This window comes from Falsiroseomonas sp. E2-1-a4 (assembly GCF_051433165.1).
Taxonomy (GTDB): domain Bacteria; phylum Pseudomonadota; class Alphaproteobacteria; order Acetobacterales; family Acetobacteraceae; genus Falsiroseomonas.
The window spans coordinates 126,887-142,797 of record NZ_JBHMFS010000016.1 but is presented as its reverse complement, the minus strand read 5'-3'; the positions used below and the strand labels follow the sequence as shown (position 1 = coordinate 142,797).

Sequence of the window (15,911 nt, the reverse complement as noted above, 5' to 3'; positions counted from 1 at the left end):
GCATCCCCTCGCCCCCCGCGGGTCACGCCTCGACGGGCAGCGGCACAGTGCTCATCCAGCCATGCGCATCCGCCAGGCGGCCGTACTGGATGCCGATGATGCTGTCATACAGCTTCTGCGTCAGATTGCCGGTGCTGCCATTGCCGATGCTGATCCGGTCGCCCTTGTAGCCGAGCTCACCGACCGGGGAGACCACGGCGGCGGTGCCGGTGCCCCACATCTCGGTCAGCTTGCCCTCCCGCCCGGCCTGCATCACCTCCTCGATGCTGATGCGGCGTTCGGAGACAGTGTGGCCCCAGTCGCGCAGCAGGGTCAGGATGGAATTGCGGGTCACGCCATCCAGGATGGTGCCGGCCAGCGGCGGGGTCACCACCTCGTCGCCGATCTTCATCATGATGTTCATGGTGCCGACCTCGTCGATCCAGCGGCGCTCCACGCCATCCAGCCACAGCACCTGGGTGAAGCCCTGGCGCTCCGCCTCCTGCTGCGCGGACAGCGAGGCCGCGTAGTTGGCGGCGGCCTTGGATTCGCCGAGGCCACCCTGCACCGCGCGCACATGCGTATCCGTCGCCAGGATCCGCACCGGCTTCACGCCCTCCTTGTAGTAGGCGCCGACCGGCGAGCAGATGACGAAATAGGTGTAGCTGTGGGACGGGTGCACGCCGAGCATCACATCGGTCGCGATGACGGTCGGGCGGATATACAGCGACGTGCCCTCCGTCCGCGGCACCCAGTCATGGTCCACGCCGACGATCGCCTCGAAGCTCTGCCGCACGAGGTCCGCCGGGATCGGCGGGATGCAGAGACCGGCGCAGGATTTGCCGAGGCGTTCGGCATGGCGCTGGGCGCGGAACAGCCGGATGGTGCCATCGGCGCCGCGATACGCCTTCAGCCCGTCGAACACCGCCTGGGCGTAGTGCAGCACCGTGGTGGCCGGGTCCATGCTGAGCGGGCCGTAGGGGACGATCCGCGGGTCGTGCCAGCCCTTCCCCTCCACATAATCCATCAGGAACATGTGGTCGGTGAAGGTCTTGCCGAAGGCGAGCGCAGCATCCGCCTGGCGCGGCTTCGGGTCGCGGGTCAGGGTGGTGGGGAAGCGGGCCGGTTGGGTCATGGCGTCTGTCGCTCTCGGTTTTTATTGCGTGTGGGCGGATGCTATCGCAACAGCCATGCGCCCGGGAGCCACCAAAGCTAACAATGCACCCATGCGTCCCAGGCATAAAAGGTAAGGTTCACTGCCTTAGTGGGAAGGGGGCGCCGACTCCCGGCGCCCCCCCCAGGCTTAGTTGCCGACGCGCACGAAGCGCATCGGGAACCAGTTGTCAGCCAGCTGTTGCAGCTGGATGTTGCTGCGCGCCGCCCAGATCACCGTCTGCTGGTGCAGCGGCACATGGCCGGCCTGGTCCGTGTGGATGCGCATCGCCTCCTCGATCATGCCGGCGCGCTTGGCGGTATCGGTTTCCGTCGCCATCAGGCCGACCAGCTCATCGAAGCGGGCATTGTTGAAGCCGCCGACATTGAACATGCCGCGGTTGCCCTGGCGCGACGCCATCAGGTTGAAGAAGGCGTTGTGCGCGTCATAGGTGTTGGGGGTCCAGCCCAGCATGTAGAAGCTGGTGTTGTAGCGCGGGCCCAGGATCTCGGCGAAGTAGCGGGCGCGGGTCTGCGCGTTCAGCGTGACGCGCACGCCGATGCGGGCCAGCATGGAAACCGCCGCGGTGCAGATCGCCTCGTCATTCACATAGCGGTCGTTCGGGCAGTCCAGCGTCACGCCGAAACCGTTCGGGTAGCCGGCTTCGGTCAGCAGGCGACGGGCGAGGTCCGGGTTGTATTCCGGGATCTGGTCGCGGGCATCCGTGTGGCCGTTCACGCCCGGGCCGATCATCAGCCCGGTGGCGCGGCCCTGGCCGCGCATGACGGTGCGGACGATGCTGGCGCGGTCGATCGCGTGGTTGAAGGCCCGGCGCACCCGCACATCCTGGAACGGGTTGCGGCCGCGCACATCCGACTTCAGCAGCTCATCCCGGCTCTGGTCGAAGCCGAAATAGATGGTCCGCAGTTCCGCCTGCTGGTGGATGGTGATGCCGCTGGTGCGCGACAGGCGCTGCGTGTCCTGCGGCGGCACGGTGTAGACCATGTCCACCTCGCCCGAGAGCAGGGCGGCAACGCGCGTCGCGTCATTGGCGATGACGTTGAACTCGACCCGGGTCAGGTTGTGCTCCGGCCGGTCCCACCAGCCGGGATTGGGCGCGAGGACGGTGCGGCGATCCGGCTCCCGGCTCACCAGGCGGAAGGGTCCGGTGCCCATGGCGTTGCGCGTCGCGAAATTCTCGGCGCCGCTGGTCAGGTCGGCGCTGCGGGTGGCGTTGTTCGCCTCTGCCCAGCGCTGGGACATGATGCCGATGCCGGTGATCTCCTCCAGGAAGATCGGGTTCGGCGCCGTCGTCTCGATCTCCAGCGTGTGGCTGTCGATGGCGCGCGCTTCCTTCACGCTGGCCAGGCTGCCGCCCACATTGCTGCCCTGCGCCTTGGCGCGGGTGTAGGAGAAGACGACGTCTTGCGCGGTGAAGGGCGTGCCATCCTCGAAGGTCACGCCGCGGCGCAGGTGGAAGCGCCAGACGGTCGGGCTCGGCTGTTCCCAGCGCTCGGCCAATGCGGCCTCGACCTGCAACTGGCGATTCCGCCGCACCAGTGGCTCATAGATGTTGCCGTTGAACATCAGCAGGAAGGTTTCCTGCCGGGCGTAGGGGTCCATCGAATTGACGTCGCCGTCATTTGCCCAGCGGAAGAGATTGGCCTGGGCGGTGACAGGCATGGACAGCGCGGTGCCCGCAAACAAGGCGGCAGCCAGAATATGTCGGCGCACGAAGATCTCCTGAGGAATCCGTGCGCGCAGACTAAGGGTGAACGACCGAAAAGCAAAACGGGGACCCCGAAGGATCCCCGCTGAAAGTCTCAGGCTGAAGCTCTGCGTTCAGGCTGCGCGGAGCGCGCCTTATTTTAGGCCGCGCGGAGCGCGCGAGGAAGATCGGCCACCGCACGGTCGATCAGCACCGCATCCTTCTCGGCGCTCATGGTCTGCGCAAGAACTTCGCGCGCCGCGGTGGCAGCAACGTCGGCGGCGGCGTTGCGCACCGCGGCCAGGGCGCCGGCCTCGGCAGCGGCGATGCGGTCCAGCGCCATGCGTTCACGCCGCTTCGCCGATTGCTCGGCTTCCAGCGCCGCGGCCTCGGCCACGCGGCCGGCCTCGACGCGGGCGCGGGCGATCATGTCCTCGGCCTCCGCCAGCGCGGCGGCGCGGTCGGCCTCGGCCTGCTTGCGCATCGCCTCCGCCTCGACGCGCAGGCGCGCGGCCTGGGCCAGTTCGGTTTCGATGCGGGCGCCGCGGGCGTCCAGCATGCCGGTGATCCGGCTCCATGCCAGCTTGCCGAACAGCAGCACAAACAGCACGAAGGACATGGCGACCCAAAACTTCGGGTCCTGCCAGAAATATGCGTAACCGTAGGACATGGCGGCGCTCCTCAGCCCAGGCCGCGGGCGGCGAGGGCGCGATCGACGGCGGGGCCCACGGCGGCCTGCTCGGATTGACCGGTCAGGCGATGCAGCAGCGCCTCCGTTGTCTCCGTGGAGACCTGCCGCAGCGCGCCCATGGCGGTATCGCGCGCCGCGGTGATCCGCGCCTCGGCGGCGTTGATCTGGTCAGCCAAGCGCGCGGCCAGCGCCTCGGAACGCTGCGTGGCTTCAAGCTGGGCCGACTGCATGGCGGCGGCGATCGCCGCCTGGGCTTCCGCCCGCGCCTTGCTGGTGGCCTCGCGATGGGCCGTGATGGCCGCATCGGCTTCCGCCTTCGCAGCCTGCGCGGCCTCGAGGTCCCCCTCGATCCGGCGCCGGCGATCCTCCAGCACCGCCTCCACGCGCGGCAGCGCGTAGGTGGCGAGCACGTAGTAGAGGACTCCGAAGATGATCAGCAACCAGACGATCTGGGCGATCATCAGCGGGTTGCCGAAATCGAGCTGCGGCATGGTGTTCCCCGTCAACGTCCCTGATGCGCGCCAGCCCCCAGCGGGCGGCGCGCCCTATCGCAGAACCTGGCCGGCGCGAGCCGGCCCGGACCTCAGGCGAACAGGATCAGGAAGGCGATCAGCAGTGCGAACAGCGCCACGGCTTCCGTCAGGGCGAAGCCCAGGATGCCGATCGGGAACACCACGTCACGCGCCGCCGGGTTGCGGGCCACGGAGGAGATCAGCGTGGAGAAGATGTTGCCAAGCGCCAGGCCGACGCCGAACAGGGCGAGGACAGCGATGCCGGCACCGATCGCCTTCGCAGCAAGCACGATTTCCATGAAAGTAATCCTTTTCGACGTCGAGAGGGTGGATCTTGGTCCGGCGCGCGGGCGCCCGCTTCTGGGCCGGCTGGGCTCAGTGCAGGTGCACCGCGTCGTGGAGGTAGATGCTGGTCAGGATCGCGAAGACATAGGCCTGAAGGAAGGCCACCAGGATCTCGAACCCGATCAGCAGCACGTTCACCGCCAGCGGCAGCGTGGCCACGAAGGGCCCCACCGCGCCGAGCGCCCCGAGCATGACCACGAAGGTGGCGAACACCTTCAGCAGCACGTGGCCGGCGACCATGTTGGCGAACAGACGAACCGAGAGGCTCACCGGGCGCGAGAGGTAAGATACCACCTCGACCGGCACGATGATCGGCGCCAGCCACAGCGGCGCACCCTCGGGAAAGAAGTAGCCGAAGAACTTCCGGCCATGCAGCGCCAGCGCCACCGCCGTGATCACGACGAAGACGATCAGCGCCAGGCCGAAGGTCACCGCCAAGTGGCTGGTGTAGGTGAAGGCGTAGGGGAACAGGCCGAGCATGTTGCCGAACAGGACGAACATGAACAGCGTGAAGACGAAGGGGAAGAAGCGCTTGCCGCCATGCCCCACCTGGCTGTCCACGATGCCGTAGACGAATTCGTAGGAGGCTTCGGCCAGCGATTGCAGGCGCCCCGGCACCACCGCGCGGGCGGCCATGCCGAACATGATCAGCGCCGTGATCAGGCCGGCGGCCAGCAGCATATGCGCGTTGGATTGCGAAAAGCCGACGGCGGCGCCGATAGGCCCGAAGACGGGGGTCAGCTGAAACTGGCTCAGCGCGTCGATCGATCCGGATTCGGCGGCCACTCGCAATCTCCCGTCCCCCGGCGCGCGGGGAACCTCATTTGCCGCGATTGCGGCAGCCTCTAATCCTGCTTCCCGGCACCCCGCCGTGGAGCAAATAAACGATAGACGTTCATCACCCCGGCGACGCTGCCGAACACGAAGAACAGCAGGAAAAGCCACGGCCAGGTGCCAAGCCAGCGGTCCAGGTACCAGCCGAGGGCAACGCCCACGACCAGCGCCGAAACCACTTCGACACCGGCGCGGAAACCGACACTCGCGCTACTGCCCGACAGGGGGCCGATCGGGTTTGGCTTGGGGTCCATACCCTGCCGCGCCCTGGCCTGCCGGAGCCTTTGCTCGAAGCCGTCGTCTTCCGCCATCCGTCGCTCTCCCCTGCGGTCGCCCCGCCCGGAAGGCGGCCCGCTCCTACGGCTTAGGGGCAGGAGTGTCAAGGTGATGAACGCGCTGCAACATGGTTCATGGACCGGTTCCAAGGGCGCGCGCTCCGCGCTCGCCTGCGCGCCCTGCACTGTCACACCGGGCCACACGGGCGGTCTGGGCGCGGCGGCCCTTCGGCCGCTCGGCCCTGCGGGCCGCCAGAAGCGGCAGCCGCGGGGCTTCATTCCCCGATGAATCCCCCCGATTGCCGCTGCCACAGCCTTGCATAGACCCCGCCGGCGGCCAGCAACTGGGCGTGGCTGCCCGTCTCCGCCACGCCGCCCTCATGCAGCACCACCAGCCGGTCCATCCGCGCCAAAGTGGACAGGCGGTGCGCCACCGCGATCACGGTCTTGCCCGCCATCAGCCGTTCCAGGCTTTCCTGGATCGCCGCTTCCACCTCCGAGTCGAGGGCGCTGGTCGCCTCGTCCAGCAGCAGGATGGGCGCGTCCTTCAGCAGCACGCGGGCGATGGCGACCCGCTGGCGCTGACCGCCGGAGAGCTTCACGCCGCGCTCGCCCACATGCGCGTCATAGCCGGTGCGGCCGCGCCAGTCGGACAGCGCGAGGATGAAGTCATGCGCCTCCGCCCGCTTCGCCGCCTCCACCACCTCCGCCGGGCTGGCATCCGGCCGGCCGTAGCGGATGTTCTCCAGGATCGACCGGTGCAGCAGCGCCGTGTCCTGCGTCACCACGCCGATCGAGGTCCGCAGACTTTCCTGCGTCACCCCGGCAATGTCCTGGCCATCCACCAGGATGCGCCCGCCCTCCGGGGTGAAGAAGCGCAGCAGCAGGTTGATGGCCGTGGTCTTGCCCGCGCCGGAATGGCCAACCAGCCCCACCCGTTCCCCCGGCGCGATCGCCAGGTCGAAATCATGCAGCACGGCGCCACGGGAGGGCAGGCCCGGGGCCGTGGCACGGCCATAGCCGAAGCGCACATCCTCGAAGCGGATTTCGCCGCGGGTTACCACAAGCGGCTGCGCCGCCGGCGCATCAGGCGCCGTGCGCGGCACCGCGATGCTGCCCATGGCTTCCTGCACCACGCCGATATTTTCGAAAATGCCCGCCACGTTGAAGGCCACCCAGCCGGAGATGTTCGCGATCTGCCAGGCCATCGGCAAGGCGGAGGCCACCACCGCCAGCGGGATCTCCCCCCGCGACCAGAGCCAGATCGCCATCCCCGCGGTGGAGGTCAGCATGCAGGCATTCAGCGTGGACAGCAGGAAGCCATTCAGCGTCACCAGTCTTGTCTGCCGGGCGAAGTCGCGGTTGAGCTGCTCCACCCCCTCCCGCACCCAGGCATCCTCCTGCTCGGCGCGGGCGAACAGCTTCACGGTGACGATGTTGGTGTAGCTGTCCACCACCCGGCCGGTCAGCAGGCTGCGCGCCTCGCTCGCCTTGCGGGCGCGGTCGCGCATCCGCGGCACGATCAGCCGCAGCAGCGTGGCATACAGCGCGAACCAGACCAGGATGGGCATGGCGAGGCGCCAATCGGTGGCGGACAGCACCAGCACCGCGCCTGTGCCATAGACCAGGATGTACCAGACGGCGTTCACCGACTGCACCACGCTTTCCCGCAGCGCCGGCCCGGCCTGCATCACGCGGTTGGCGATGCGGCCGGCGAAATCTTCCTGGAAGAAGGCCCAGCCCTGGCGCACCACCTGCCAATGGCTCTGCCAGCGGATCATGGAGGTGACGGCCGGGATGATCGCCTGCTGCGTCACCAGGTTCTGGCACAATATGGCGGCCGGCCGGGCCAGCAGCAGCACGGCGGCCATGCCGGCCAGCGTCCCTCCGGCATCGGCCCAGATCCGCTGCGGCCCATGCGCCTCCAGCAGCCCCACCACCCGGCCGATGAAGATGGGGATGAGCAGGTCGAGCAGCGCGACCGTCAGCCCAGTGGCGAATAGTAGCCCGAACAGCGCCCGCGCCTGGCGGGCGAAGTGCCAGTAGAAGCCGGGCAGGCTGGCCGGCGGCGGGGTCTCCGGCACCGGCCGGCGCCACCAGCGGGAAGCGGGGCGGCCCGGCGGGGCGACGGGGTCGACGGCGGTTTCGAACAATCGGAACAAGCGCATGGCCGCAAGACGCGCCCGCCGGCCGTCGCCGTCAACCGGCGCAACGGTGAACTTGCCGCGCCGGCCGCCGTCAGACCGCCGCTTCAGCCATCCAGCCGCACATTTGCCGCCCGCGCCACTTCCCGCCACTTGGCGATCTCGGCCCGGATGAAGGCGCCGAATTCCTCCGGCGTGCCGGGGTCCGGGAAGCCGCCGAGCTGGACCATGCGCGCCGCGATCGCCGGATCACGCAGGATCGCCACCGCATCCGCGTTGATCTTGCGGATGATCGGTGCCGGGGTTGCGGCCGGGGCGACGATGCCGGACCAGCCCAGCGCCTGGAAACCCGGGGAGACGGTCTCGGCGACCGTCGGCACATCCGGCATCTGCGGCGCACGCTCCGGCCCGGTGACGCCGAGTGCCTTGATGCGGCCGGCCTGCACATGCGGCAAGGCGGAAGCCAGGCTGTCCACCATCACCTTGACGTTGCCGCCCAGCAGATCCGCCATGGCCGGGCTACTGCCGCGATAGGGCACATGCTGCATCCGCAGGCCCAGCCGGTGCGACAGCATCTCCGCCGTCATGTGCTGCGCCGTGCCCGGCCCGGCGGAGGCATATTGCACCATCCCCGGCTGCGCCTTCGCCATCGCCACCAGGCCTGCCATGTCATTCGCCTCGAAGCTCGGATGCGCGACGAAGACCAGCGGCAGGGTGAAGATGTTGGTGATCGCGGCGAAATCCTTCTCCGCGTCATAGGGCAGGCGCGACATGACGGAGGGATTGACCCCGAGCGTGCCGGACGTGCCGATGCCCAGCGTGTAGCCATCCGGCGCGGCGCGGGCCACGGCGTCCATGCCGATGGCCCCGGCGCCGCCGGCGCGGTTTTCCACCACCACGCGCTGCGGCCAGCGCTTCGAGAGTTCCTCGGCCATCACGCGGGCGAACAGATCCGCCGCCTGGCCGGGCGGGAAGGGCACCACCATGCGGACCGGCCGTTCCGGCCAAACCTCCTGCGCCTGCGCGCGGGCCACAGTGGGTAGTGCGAGGGCGGGCAGCGCCAGGGCAGCGCCGAGCAGGCCGCGACGTGTCGTCAGACATTTCGTCATTCGTTGGTTTCCCCCATGCCGTGGCGGTTGGCCCGCCTTCGGACACTGTCGCGGGCCGCGGCTCGTCCGGTCAAGCCGCGCCGCGGCGAGCCGGGTCAAGCGGCGCTGCGGGCCAGCTTCGCGTCCGGCGGGCGGCGCGCCATTTCCGCCAGGGTCTCCGCCGCAACCGGCCGGCCGAGCAGGAAGCCCTGCACGTGGTCGCAGCCGAGTTCGCGCAGCACGGTCAACTGGCCCTGCGTCTCCACCCCCTCGGCCACCACCTCCGCGCCCAGCCCATGCGCCAGCCGCACGATCGCATCGACGATGCGCCGCCCCGGGCCGGGGCCGCCGCGCGAATGCTCCTCCAGCCCGGCGATGAAGGTACGGTCCACCTTGATGACGTCGAAGGGCAGATGCTGGAGGTAGCCGAGCGAGGAATAGCCGGTGCCGAAATCATCCAGCGCCACCCGCACGCCCATCTCTCGCAGTGCCTGGAAGCTGCGGGTTGCCGCCTCCGCGCTGCGCAGGAAGACGCCTTCCGTCACCTCCACCTCCAGCAGCGCCGGGTCGCAGCCGGTGGCCGCCAGCGCCTGCTGCACCAGGCGCACGCCCTGCTCGGCGCCGAAATGCCCGGCCGAGAGGTTCACCGCCACCGGCACCTCCAGCCCCTGCGCCCGCCGCGCCATGGCCTGCCGGCAGGCCAGGTCGAGCACGAGCTGCGTGATCGGGTGGATCAGCCCCATCTCCTCCGCCACCGGGATGAACAGGCCGGGGGAGATCAGGCCCCGCACCGGATGGTTCCAGCGCAGCAGCGCCTCGCAGCCCTTGAGCATCCCGGTGGCGAGGACGAATTTCGGCTGGAACACCAGCGAGAGCTGGCCCAGTGCCAGGGCCTGGCGCAGATCCTCCTCCAGTTGCCGGCGTTCGCGCAGGCCTTTTTCCTGTTCCATGGTAAACACCATGGCGCGGCCGCGGCCCGCCGCCTTGGCGCGGTACAGCGCGATGTCGGCGCGGCTTAGGATGCTCTTCACCGTCACGCCATGCTGCGGCGCGATCGCGGTGCCGATGCTGGCTCCGGCGCGCAGCGTGTAGCCCTGAAGCCGGTAGGGCTGACCGAGCACGGCGACCAGCCGCTCCGCCAGCAGCCGTGCCTCCGACTCCTGGGTCAGGCCCGGCTGGATGACGGCGAATTCGTCGCCGCCGAGCCGTGCCAGCAGATCCCCTTCCCGCATCGCCGCCCGCATGCGGGCGGAGGCGGCGAGCAGAAGCTGGTCGCCCACCGGGTGGCCCAGGCTGTCATTCACTTCCTTGAAATGGTCGAGGTCGATGCAATGCACCGCCACCATCCGCCCCTCCGCCGCATGGCCGAGCTGCGCCTTCAACTGGGTGCCGAAGAGCAGCCGGTTCGGCAGGTCGGTCAGCGCGTCATGCTCCGCCAGGTGGCGGATGCGGCGGTCGGCCTCGCGCTGTTCGGTGACATCCAGCGCCACGAACACCACCCGCACCAGATTGCCGCCCTTGCCGAAGACCGGCGCGGAGGACACCAGCAGGGTGCGTTCGCTGCCGTCGCGGTGGGTCAGGCGGCTTTCCCGGGGTGGCAGGGCAACCCGCCGTGCCACCACCTGCGCCACATCGGCATCCGCCGCGGGGTTGCCGCCGATTTCGCTCGGCCGGCGGCCCAGCGCATCCTCCTCCCGGTCCAGCCGGGCCAGGGCCAGGCCGGTTTCGTTCATCATCACCAGCCGGCCGTCCGGGTCGAAGGCGGCGATGCCGATGGGCAGCGAATCCACCAGCACGCGCAAGGTCCGCTCCGCCTCCGCCGCCCGGCGGGCGCCGCGCACGATCAGCAGCAGCAACAGCAACGCGCCCAGCAGCAGCCCGCCCAGGCTGAGCAGAAAGAACATGCCGAGGTGGCGCGCGCTGACCCGCGCCTGTTCCACCGCCTCCCGGCGTTCCGTGTGCAACGCCAGGTTCAGGCCAGTCAGCAGCAGGTCCGCCTCATCCGCCGCCGCCTCGATGCGGGCGCGGATGGCGATGTCCCCCGGTTGCAGGCGGAGGATATCCGGCTCGACCTGTTCCAGCGCCGCCTGCAGCCCGATGACGACGTCGCGGCGATCCATGAGGGTCTGGGTTCGTGCTTCTTCCGCATCCTGCAGCAGCGGCAGGCGGCTCAGCAGGATTTCGTAGCGTTCGGAAAGCCGGTCCCGGTCCCAGCCCGGCTCCTGGCGATCGAACCGCAGCAGCGCGGTGCGGAAGCGATGCAGTTCCACCAGCGCCTGGGTGCTGAACCAGATGGAGACTCGCTGGCTGCCGGCTTCGAGGCGGAACTGTTCCCGCGCCTGCTGCAAGGTCGCGCCGATCGACAGCACGAACAGCACGCCCGCGGCCAGCAGCACGACGCCCGTCGCGCGCTGGTGGGCGAGCCGCGTGAGTTGGGTCAGCCGTGCCCGGCCGGAATGCGTTCCCACCACGCGGCGCTCAGGCCACGTCGATCTGCCGGATCTGCCAGACGGCCCGGTCGCGGAACACGGGTACGTCCAGCTCCGGCCGCGCGCTCCAGGGATAGATCAGCCAGATCGGACCACGGTCCCGGACGCGGAGCGGCACGCCGCCCTGCCGGGTGGCGAGCAGCGCGGCGTTGCGGTCCGCATCCGTGACCGGCACGTTCACCGCATAGTCGTTCAGCGCATGAATGCGGAGCGAGCTGCCCGTAGCGCCGCAGGCGCGCAGCAGGGTGGCGAGCGGCACGCCGCTGAAATGCAGCACATCCGGCCCGGTCCAGGTGGTGCGGGTGGCCAGGTCCACCATGCCCAGCGCTTCCAGCGATTCCAGGCTGAAATCCCGGTCGGCCCCGTCGATGCGACCGGTGACCCGCAGGATGGGGCGGGGCTGGGCCAGGGCATCGGCGCCGGCCAGCGCAGCCAGAAGCGGGAGGGCAGCCAGGGAGCGACGTCGCATGCGGACCTTCGAGGGCTTGGAGGTGCGCGCGAATCCTTCGCGGCGGGCTTCCACCTTGCGGCAACAACATCACGATACCGTTAACAGGCTGCCGCGCCACCCGGCTCAGGCCGGCGTGCCCTCCACCATCTCCACCGCACGCTGCAGGTCCACGCTCAGCAGGCGGGACACGCCGCGTTCCTGCATGGTCACGCCATACAGGCGATGCATGCGCGCCATGGTCAGCGGGTGGTGGGTGACGATCAGGAAGCGCGTGCCGCCCAAGCCTTTTGCATCGGGCCCCTCGGCATCACCGGCGGCCATCACCTCCAGCAGATCGCACAGCCGTTCCACATTGGCGTCGTCCAGCGGCGCATCCACCTCGTCCAGCACGCAGACCGGCGCCGGGTTGCAGCGGAACACGGCGAAGACCAGGGACAGCGCGGTCAGCGCCTGTTCGCCGCCCGAGAGCAGGTTCAGCGAGGACAGCTTCTTGCCGGGCGGCTCCGCGAAGATCTCCAGCCCCGCCTCCAGCGGGTCGTCGGAGCCGGTGAGCGCCAGATGCGCGCGGCCGCCGCCGAACAGGCGGGTGAACAGGGCGCGGAATTCGGCATCCACCTTGTCGAAGACCACGCGCAGCCTTTCCCGGCCCTCGCGGTTCAGATGGCCGATGACGCCGCGCAGCTTGGCGATGGCGGTCGCCACCTCCTGCCGTTCGGATTCGATCCGGTCGCGCGTGGCGTCAAGCTCGAGCAACTCCGCCTCGGCGCGCAGGTTGACGGGTCCCATTTCCTCCCGCTCGCGGGTCAGCCGCTCCATCTTGCGGCGGGCCTTGTCCTCGGCCTGATCGGTCAGTTCCGGCAGGTCGGCGGGCAGCGGTGGGTGGGCCTCGCCGAGGCGTTCGACGATGCGTTCCTCCACCGCCAGCGCCGCGGCCTCGGCCTGGCCGGCGCCGCCCTCGGCGCGCAGCTGCGCCTCCCGCGCCTGGGCGAAGGCGGCATCGGCGCTGCGGCGGGCCAGGGCCGATTCGCGGTCCTCCGTCTCAGCGGCGGCCAGGGCGGCGGCGGCGGCGGCGTGGGTGGCCTCGGCCTCGGCCAGCGCTTTTCCGGCGGTGGCGCGCTGGGCTGCGGCGGTTTCGGGCGCCTCGGCCAAGGCGTCGCGTTCGGCGGCGGCGGCGGCGGCGCGGCTGGCCAGGTCCTGGCGGCGGCCGGCGGCCTCGGCCTTGCGGCGCGCCCATTCGGCGCGTTCCGGGCCGATCGCGGCCTGTCGCTGGTCGATGCGCCCGGCCTCGGCGGCGAGCGTCGCGCGGCTGTCGCGGCAGCCGGCTTCGGCGGCGCGGGCTGCGGCCAGGGCAGCGCGGGCGCGCTCGACCTCGGCGCGCAGCGCGGCAAGGTCCGGCGCGGCGGCGCGGGCGGCCTGGGCCTCGGCCAGGGATGCGGCGGCGGCATCGCGTTCGCCGGTGATGCGGGCGAGTTCGGGCGTCAGCGCGGCCAGCCTTGCCTCGGCCTCCGCGGCACGAGCAGCCAAAGTGCGGGCGGCGTCGCGGGCGGCCGTAAGGCGCTGTTCGGCGCCGCGGCGGGCCTCGCGGGCGGCGGTCTCGGCGCGGGTTGCGGCCAGTTCCTCGACAGCGGCGGCGCTGCGGGCCTGGCGCGCGGCAGCGGCATCGGGCGCGGCGGCGCGGGCGATGCGCGCGGCCTCCAGCGCCGCGGTGGCCGCCTGCATTTCCGTCTCCAGCCGGGCGAGCTGCGGGGCGAGGGCCGAAAGGCGCTGCTGCGCCTGCTGGTCGCGCGCCACCAGCCGGTCCAGCGCGGCCTGCGCCGTGCCCTGGCGGCGTTCGGCGGTGGCGCGGGCCTCCCGCTGGCGGGCCTCGGCGCCGCGGGCTTCCTGTTCGGCGGCCGCGGCCTGGCTGCGGGCGGTGGTTGCCGCGCCGGCCTCGGCTTCGGCCTTGTCCAGCCGCGCGCCGGCAGCGCGCAGGGCGTTGCGCTGGGCAAGACGGACGGCACCGGGGGTGGGGATGCCGGGCAGCAGGCCCTGGCCGTCCCAGCGCCACACCGCGCCATCCTCCGTCACCAGCGCCTGGCCGGGCTTCAACAGTTTTTGCAGCGCGGCGCCGTCCGCGCCCTTGGGCAGCAGGCCGATCTGCGAAAGGGCGCGGGACAGCGCATCCGGCGCTTCCACCAGCCGGGCAAGCGGCGTGGCGCCCGGCGGCAGGGTGGGCATCGGGTCCAAGGGCGGCAGGCTGCGCCAGTGTCGCGGCGCCTCGGGGTCCAGCGCCGCGTCCAGCCCCTCCCCCATCGCCGCACCGAGCGCGGCTTCGAGGCCGGGCGGCACGCCTATGCGGTCGAGCACGGATTCGGCGCCGCCCCCCACCTCCCGCGCGCGCAGCACCTCGGCGAGGGCCGCGGCCTCCGCGGCGGCGCGGGCGCGGGCGGCCTCGGCCTCGCTGGCGGCGGCGCGGGCGGCTTCGTGGCGGGATTGGGCGGCGGTACGCGCCTTCTCGGCGGCGTCCAGCGCGGCGCGAGCTTCGGTCAGCGCGGTGGCGGCGGCGCTGGCCTCGGCGCGGGCGGTGGCCATCTCGGCCTCCGGCACCGCGCCGGCGCGGGCGGCGTCGCGTTCGGCGGTCAGGCGGGCCTGCTGTTCGGCGCCGCGACGGGCGGCGGTCTCGGCAGCCTGGAGTTCGCTGCTGGCGCGGGATTCGGTGGCCTCGGCTTCCGCCGCCAGGCGCCGCGCGGCCTCATGCGCCGCCTGGGCGGCGGTGCGAGCGGTCTCGGTGGTGACAAGCGTCGCCTCGGCCTCGGCCAGCGCGGCTTCGGCGGTGTCGGTGCGGGTGGCGGCCTCGGCCAGCGCGGCTTCCGGCACCACGGCCCGCTGCGCCGCCGTGTGATCGGTGGCAATCTGCAAAAATTGCTGGGCGAGGCGCTGGGCGCGGGTGGCGGCCTCCCCTTCCGCGGTGGCGAGCGCATTGGCCTGGGCGGCAGCTTCGGCGGCGGCTTCGGTGGCGCGGTCGGCGGCGGCGGCGGCCTCGGCCACGGCCGTGATCGCCGCCGCCTCGGCGCGTTCCGCATCGGCGCTGCGTCCGGGCAGTTCGGCGGCAATGCGCAAAAGTTCCTCGGCCTCCGCCTGCAAGCGGGCTTCGGCGGTATCGGCATCCGATTCGACGCCGGCGGCGTGTTCCAGATCCCGCGCCAGGGCGGCGTGGCGGGATTGGGCGCCGGACAGCGCCTCCCGCGCGCGGGCTTCCTCGGCGCCGAGCGTCTCGGCTTCGACGCGGCGGCGTTCCAGCGCGGTGCGGGCGGTGGCCTCGGCGGCGCGGGGCGCGGGCAGGCCCTGTTCGGCGGCGAAGGCGCGGCGCGCGGCGGCCTCGGCAGCGGCTTCCGCCTGGGATGTGGCGTGGCGGGCGGTGGCGAAGCCGTCCCGCGCCTGGGCCAGCGCCGCCTGGGCGCGGGCGCGCAGAATGGCGAGCCACTCCACCTCCGCCTCTCGCACCAGCCCCGACAGGTTCCGGTAGCGCGCGGCCTGGCGGGCCTGGCGTTGCAGGTTCTGCCGCCCGGCCTCCATCTGGCCGATCAGGTCTTCGGCGCGGCCAAGGTTGTTCTCCGCCTGGCGCAGCTTGAGCTCCGCCTCATGCTTGCGGGCGCGCAAGCCGGCAATGCCGGCGGCTTCCTCCAGCACCGCGCGGCGTTCCTCCGGCCTTGCCGAGATCAGCGCGGAGACGCGGCCCTGGCTGACCATAGCGGAGGACCGGGCGCCGGAGCCGATATCGGCGAACATGGTCTGCACGTCGCGGGCGCGCAGTTCGCGGCCATTGACGCGGAAGGAACTTCCCTCCCCGCGCGCGATTTTTCGCACAATTTCAAGGTCTGGCGCCTCGGCATTGGGCGGTGGCGCCAGGCCCAGCGCCTCCTCCAAGGTCAGCGTGACCTCGGCGACGTTGCGGCCGGGGCGGGTGGAGGTCCCCGCAAAAATGATGTCGTCCATCTCGCCGCCGCGCATGGCGCGGGCGTTGGTCTCGCCCATCGCCCAGCGGAGGGCTTCGACCACGTTCGACTTGCCGCAGCCATTCGGGCCGACGATGCCGGTCAGCCCCGGCATCACCTCCACCACCGTCGCCTCGGCGAAGGATTTGAAGCCGGCGATGCGCAGCCGGGTCAGCCGCGCATGGCGGGCGGCCTCAGCCTGGGCGTCCGTGCGGGTCGGCTCGTCCGGGGGCTGCCCCGTCTCCTCGGCCGGCACGGATTCCATGGA

The 15,911-nt window shown here is 71.2% G+C and carries 12 protein-coding genes; all 12 read right to left on the bottom strand.

Annotation, left to right across the window (positions count from 1 at the left end):
- Positions 1-22: 22 nt before the first annotated feature.
- The 12 genes from ACFHNC_RS17715 to ACFHNC_RS17660 all read right to left on the bottom strand — a co-directional run bounded on the left by ACFHNC_RS17715 (position 23) and on the right by ACFHNC_RS17660 (position 15,908).
- Positions 23-1,114, bottom strand: coding sequence for a branched-chain amino acid aminotransferase (locus ACFHNC_RS17715; RefSeq protein ID WP_437170565.1), 1,092 nt, complete (start codon positions 1,112-1,114; stop codon positions 23-25).
- 168 nt (positions 1,115-1,282) lie between these two features.
- Entirely contained in the window at positions 1,283-2,866 is a 1,584-nt protein-coding gene (locus ACFHNC_RS17710) for an ABC transporter substrate-binding protein (RefSeq protein WP_437170564.1), read from the bottom strand.
- Between the two features lie 134 nt (positions 2,867-3,000).
- Positions 3,001-3,510: a F0F1 ATP synthase subunit B family protein gene (locus ACFHNC_RS17705; protein ID WP_437170563.1), complete on the bottom strand. Its 510-nt coding sequence runs from the start codon at positions 3,508-3,510 to the stop codon at positions 3,001-3,003.
- Positions 3,511-3,521: 11 nt separating this feature from the next.
- Positions 3,522-4,022: a F0F1 ATP synthase subunit B family protein gene (locus ACFHNC_RS17700; RefSeq protein WP_437170562.1), complete on the bottom strand. Its 501-nt coding sequence runs from the start codon at positions 4,020-4,022 to the stop codon at positions 3,522-3,524.
- A gap of 92 nt (positions 4,023-4,114) precedes the next feature.
- On the bottom strand, positions 4,115-4,342 hold the full coding sequence (locus tag ACFHNC_RS17695; RefSeq protein WP_437170561.1) for an ATP synthase subunit C family protein: 228 nt from the start codon (positions 4,340-4,342) through the stop codon (positions 4,115-4,117).
- 76 nt (positions 4,343-4,418) lie between these two features.
- Complete coding sequence (locus tag ACFHNC_RS17690) at positions 4,419-5,174, bottom strand: F0F1 ATP synthase subunit A (RefSeq protein ID WP_304814475.1); 756 nt, start codon at positions 5,172-5,174, stop codon at positions 4,419-4,421.
- 59 nt (positions 5,175-5,233) lie between these two features.
- Positions 5,234-5,533: an AtpZ/AtpI family protein gene (locus tag ACFHNC_RS17685; RefSeq protein ID WP_437170560.1), complete on the bottom strand. Its 300-nt coding sequence runs from the start codon at positions 5,531-5,533 to the stop codon at positions 5,234-5,236.
- Positions 5,534-5,772: 239 nt separating this feature from the next.
- On the bottom strand, positions 5,773-7,650 hold the full coding sequence (locus tag ACFHNC_RS17680) for an ABC transporter ATP-binding protein (RefSeq protein WP_437170559.1): 1,878 nt from the start codon (positions 7,648-7,650) through the stop codon (positions 5,773-5,775).
- A 98-nt stretch (positions 7,651-7,748) separates the two neighbouring features.
- On the bottom strand, positions 7,749-8,750 hold the full coding sequence (locus tag ACFHNC_RS17675) for a Bug family tripartite tricarboxylate transporter substrate binding protein (protein ID WP_437170558.1): 1,002 nt from the start codon (positions 8,748-8,750) through the stop codon (positions 7,749-7,751).
- Between the two features lie 95 nt (positions 8,751-8,845).
- Entirely contained in the window at positions 8,846-11,197 is a 2,352-nt protein-coding gene (locus tag ACFHNC_RS17670; protein WP_437170557.1) for a putative bifunctional diguanylate cyclase/phosphodiesterase, read from the bottom strand.
- Between the two features lie 10 nt (positions 11,198-11,207).
- The gene (locus tag ACFHNC_RS17665) at positions 11,208-11,687 is read right to left on the bottom strand and encodes a molybdopterin-dependent oxidoreductase (RefSeq protein ID WP_437170556.1); all 480 of its coding nucleotides are present in this window, start codon (positions 11,685-11,687) and stop codon (positions 11,208-11,210) included.
- A 105-nt stretch (positions 11,688-11,792) separates the two neighbouring features.
- A complete protein-coding gene (locus tag ACFHNC_RS17660; RefSeq protein ID WP_437170555.1) occupies positions 11,793-15,908 on the bottom strand; it encodes a chromosome segregation SMC family protein in 4,116 nt (1,371 codons plus the stop codon).
- Positions 15,909-15,911 lie beyond the last annotated feature (3 nt).